General features: G+C 36.4%; 2 protein-coding genes and 1 pseudogene. 2 read left to right on the plus strand and 1 reads right to left on the minus strand.

Annotation, left to right across the window (positions count from 1 at the left end; genetic code table 11):
* Both A9239_RS12180 and A9239_RS12185 read left to right on the plus strand, forming a co-directional pair.
* Window positions 1–2201, plus strand: a 2201-nt coding sequence (locus A9239_RS12180; protein ID WP_069575323.1) for a TIGR04279 domain-containing protein, incomplete at its 5' end; no start/stop codon positions are given.
* 325 nt (window positions 2202–2526) lie between these two features.
* Entirely contained in the window at window positions 2527–4329 is a 1803-nt protein-coding gene (locus A9239_RS12185) for a TIGR04279 domain-containing protein (protein ID WP_080943751.1), read from the plus strand.
* A 97-nt stretch (window positions 4330–4426) separates the two neighbouring features.
* Here A9239_RS12185 and A9239_RS12190 read toward each other — a convergent pair.
* A pseudogene (locus A9239_RS12190) lies at window positions 4427–4638 on the minus strand (IS4 family transposase); the annotation flags it as partial.

A 4638-nucleotide genomic window follows, 5' to 3' on the forward strand; every position in this document is an offset into this window, starting at 1 on the left:
ATACAACAACTCAAGAAACAGGAGAAGACATTGAGCAAGAGACTGACCTAGCTGACTCTATTTTACATTACAAAGTGTATAAAATAGAAGAAAACAAAAGTAAGGAAAATCAGGAAACAGGAGAAAATAATACTAAATCAAAAACAGAAACAGGAAAAAATACAGATAGCAAAGAAAATATCAAAGGAAATGAATCAAAAAATTCAGAAGCTAATGTATCTAATTTGAAATATAAAACAATAACAGTAAATGAAACAGTTGAAAGGGAAAACAAATCAGAAAGTAACGATACAGATAGCAAAGAAAATATCGAAAAAAACGAATCAAAAAATTCAGAAGCTAATATATCTAACTGGTATAAAACAATAACAGTAAATAAAACAGTTGAAAGGGAAAACAAATCAGAAAGTAACGATACAGATAGCAAAGAAAATATCGAAAAAAACGAATCAAAAAATTCAGAAGCTAATGTATCTAACTGGTATAAAACAACAACAGTAAATAAAACAGTTGATCAGGAAAACGAATCAGAAAGTAACAATACAGATAGCCAAGAAAACATCGGAGAAGATAACCAAAAAAGTTCAAAAAGTGGTGGGTCTAACTGTAAATGCAAAATAATAGCATCAAATAAAACAGTTGCTCAAGAAAATGAATCAAAAAGTTCAGAAAACAATGTATCTAATTTGAAATATAAAATAATAACAGTAAATAGAACCATCACCCAAAACAATACCAAAACGAAAAATGAAACAAAAAATGAAACAATCAATGAGTCGAAAAGTCTGAAAAGTACAGAAGTGGAAACTAAAAATAGAACCAAAACCTCAAATGGGATCTCAAACGAAACTTCAAATGGAACCTCAAACGGGACCTCAAATGGAATCTCAAACGAAACTTCAAATGGAACCTCAAATGGAACTTCAAACAGCACAAAAAGTGTGGAAAGCGAAGTATTGAGCCCTGAAGTAAACTGGACGGTGGCAAGTCAGGAAGTAAATAAAATAAAAGTATATAATTGGACAGGCAGTCAGGGAAACGAGTCTGTAACACCTAAGGTAAAAACCGAGAGAAATAGCTGGAACAATATTAAATTTATACTGTCGTATTCATATCCACTTCGTTCGTTTTATACCACAAAAGACAATGTGAATATAAGTTATAATGGACCTGGAACTTTAGGGCAGCAGAAAGTAGACATTTACCTCATCAAGGAATACAGCCCGAGTTCTCCGGAAAATGAGATTTTATATGGTACAAATAAAAGCACGATTAGTCTTGAAGATGTCTTAAACAATGATACAGAAGCTTATGTAAAGATACCTGCGACCCTGAACAAAGAAGGAGACCTTACTCCCCTGACACTGGACCCTCTTCAGGCAGGCCACTACTGGATCATTATGACCCCTGCAGGAAACGAAACGGAAAAAACAGGATCGGAAAAAGAGGTTCTTTTAGCAAAATATTTTGAAGTTCTCAAATACCAAATGGAAGACAGATCTCCATATGCCCTTCAAGAAGGCAAAAACTTAGACGTTAACCTGGATCTGAAGAATGCGACCGCTGAGAAGAATTATACTTACTGGGCTATAATGATAAAAGATGGTGCCTATACAGCATTTGAAGGCACAAACCCAAGATGGAGAATGAACACCGGAATCAGACCTATCGTGAACGGAGTTGACCTTATCAAGGTTTTGGAAACCAATTTGAGTAAATATGAATCCAAAAACGGAAAAGATGAACTTCAGAATGAGATCCAGACCCTTATAGGGAAAGATAACGGTACGATAAGCATAGGTGAGAAAACCCAGAGTAACCTTTCCCTGAAAAGTTTGGAACTTCCCCCAGGAGACTATCTCCTCCTTACAGGAACCTATGGAAATAATGAAGGCTTGACAGGTATAACCCAGAAAAAACTGAGAATATCCCCCAAAAGCTTATCTGGATTAGGCTTGAACCCCAGCTCAGAAAATACCTTCGGTGATGAATCTTCAAAGAAATTCAAAGCATCTCCACTTATGGAAATTAAGTCTCTTCTCGAAAATCCAAAATCATTCATACTCGAAGATGTCAAGCCATATATTCAAGCAAACTCATTAGCAGAAGTCTTACGAAATCCTCCAAAACTTCCCTCCTTCTTGTTGGGCTTTGCAGTAACCCTACTGGTAGGATTCGCAGTGCTGAGGAAAAAGAAATGAAACCTATACTAGATCCAGAAAAAAGCTGGAAAATCCCCATCCAGTTATAACAAAAATCAAAAGTCTTGAAAAAATTGAGAGAAGGAATGTAGAAAACTACAGTCCTTTCTCTTTACAGCTGGGTACAAAAACCTGTATACTGAACAGGTTTTACTGCAGAATGCAAGATACAAAAAAGAAAAAATATATAAACCAGTTTTATTATTTGCTCACATATCTGTCTAGAATTTTTAATTAGTCCAGGTATAAGAAATAGACCATAATATACTATTCAATGACAATACCTTTCTGGTTAAAAAAACATAAAAAGGAGAGGTTGGAGAAATTGCTTTCTGAAGAAATTAAGCTAATGAAGCCCATTTTCACATTTATCGAAAATCAAGAGAATAAAGAAAGTTTGAGACTCCTGTTTTTGCTTCCTGTTTTCCTGTTCCTGATTATTTCTCCAGGAGCAGCTGCATCAAGCAACTGGGAACTTAACCCCCAAAATCCCGTTGTTGGGGATATGATGACAATAAAAGGAACCGGTTTTGAGGGAGATACTGCAAAAGTGCTGGTATCCTTCGAAAAAGATGTGGAGGTTCAGGATGGAGAATACGAGTACTTGCTTGAAGATGTAGTAATTCCCTCCAGCTCCTACAATAGTTTTACCGTGCAGGCAGAAGGAGTAGAGGATCTGAATGTGAGAGCAAAAATGCTCTTATGGTTAACTAAAAGCGCAGAGACAAAAGACGGCACTGTTACCGTTTCCCAGGCAAATGTTCCACCAGGAACATATAAGATAAGAATTGACGGAAAGGCAAGTGGTTCTAGTGTCAAACTCAAGATAACAGCCATGCAAGAGATAGAAGTAGATTCTGATGGAAATTTCAGCTATCAATATAATACTAAATCCATACCTGCAGGCGATTTTGCAGTAAATGTTGAGGGCATTACAAAGCAAATAGAATTACAGACATCAGAAAGCCTTTCTTCGGAAACAAACTCTTCGGAACATAACTCGAGTGAAGAACAAAATAAAGAAAGTCTGCCTTCAAAAATGAACTCATCGGGACAGAATTCAAGTGAAGAAAAAGATAACGAAAGTTCTGGAGATACATCTGAAATAAAAATATATGACTGGACAGACAGTCAGAGAAACGAGTCGGCAATAACTGGGATAAAAACAGAGAAAAATAGCTGGAACAATCTGAAATTTATATTGTCATATCCTTATTCTCTTCGTCCGTTTTATACCGTAAACGAGAGCTTAAAGTTAAGCTACTATGGACCTGAAACTTTAGGACAGCAGAATGTGGACATTTACCTCATTAAGGAACACAGTCCGTGTTCTCCGGGAAAAGAGATTTCATATAGTATGAATGAAAGCACGATTAGTCTTGAAGATGTCTTAAACAACGATACAGAAACTTATGCCAAGATACCTGCAACCCTGAACAAAGAAGGAGACCTTACTCCCCTGACAATGGGCCCTCTTCAGGCAGGCCACTACTGGATCCTTATAACCCTTGCAGGAAACGAAACGGAAAAAACAGGATCGGAAAAAGGAATCCTTTTAGCAAAATATTTTGAAGTTCTCAAATATCAAATGGAAGCCAGAACTTCATATAACCTTCAAGAAGGCGAAAACTTAGAAATAAACCTGGATCTGAAAAATGCACCCGCTGAGAAGAATTATACTTACTGGGCTGTGCTGATAAATGATGGTGCCTATACAACATCTGAAAACACAAACTCAATCTGGACGACCACCAAAATAAGGCCTATTGTGAACGGAATTGACCTTATCAGGAATTTGGAAACCAATTTGAGTGGAAATGAATCTGAAAATGAAAAAGACGACATTCAGAACGAGATCCAGACCCTTATAGGGAAAGATAACGGTACGATAAGCATAGGTGAGAAAAACCAGAGTAACCTTTCCCTGAAAAGCCTGGAACTTCCCCCAGGAGACTATCTCCTCCTTATGGGAGCCTATGAAAATAATGAAAGTCTGGCAGGCATAGACCAGAAAAAGCTGAAAATATCCTCCGAAAATTCGTATGGATTGGACTTGAAATCTATATCCGGAAAATACCTCAAGTATATCTTCAATGGAGTTAAGAGCCTCTCCGCTTATGTGAATTAAGTCCATTCTCAGAAACTTAAAATCACCCCATTTGTCATCGGTTAAGGATTCATTTCCTTCTCCTGTTATTCATTTTTGAACCCAATTCTTTCATTTTTTATTCAAACCATTCATCTCTAAACCTTTCTCTGTTTACATGTGGATCTAATGCTTGACTTTCATATACGCTCATTATCGTTTCAAAAGTTCTTTGAATTCCACACATATATAGAATTACTGTCAACAAATCTGATGCATTTTCTGCAAATATTGTACTCCAACGTAACTGTGTATATCTAGCCATTTTTTTAGGATAAGTTATTGAGTTTC

The sequence above is a fragment of the Methanosarcina sp. A14 genome, assembly GCF_001729375.1.
Taxonomy (GTDB): Archaea; Halobacteriota; Methanosarcinia; order Methanosarcinales; family Methanosarcinaceae; genus Methanosarcina; species Methanosarcina barkeri.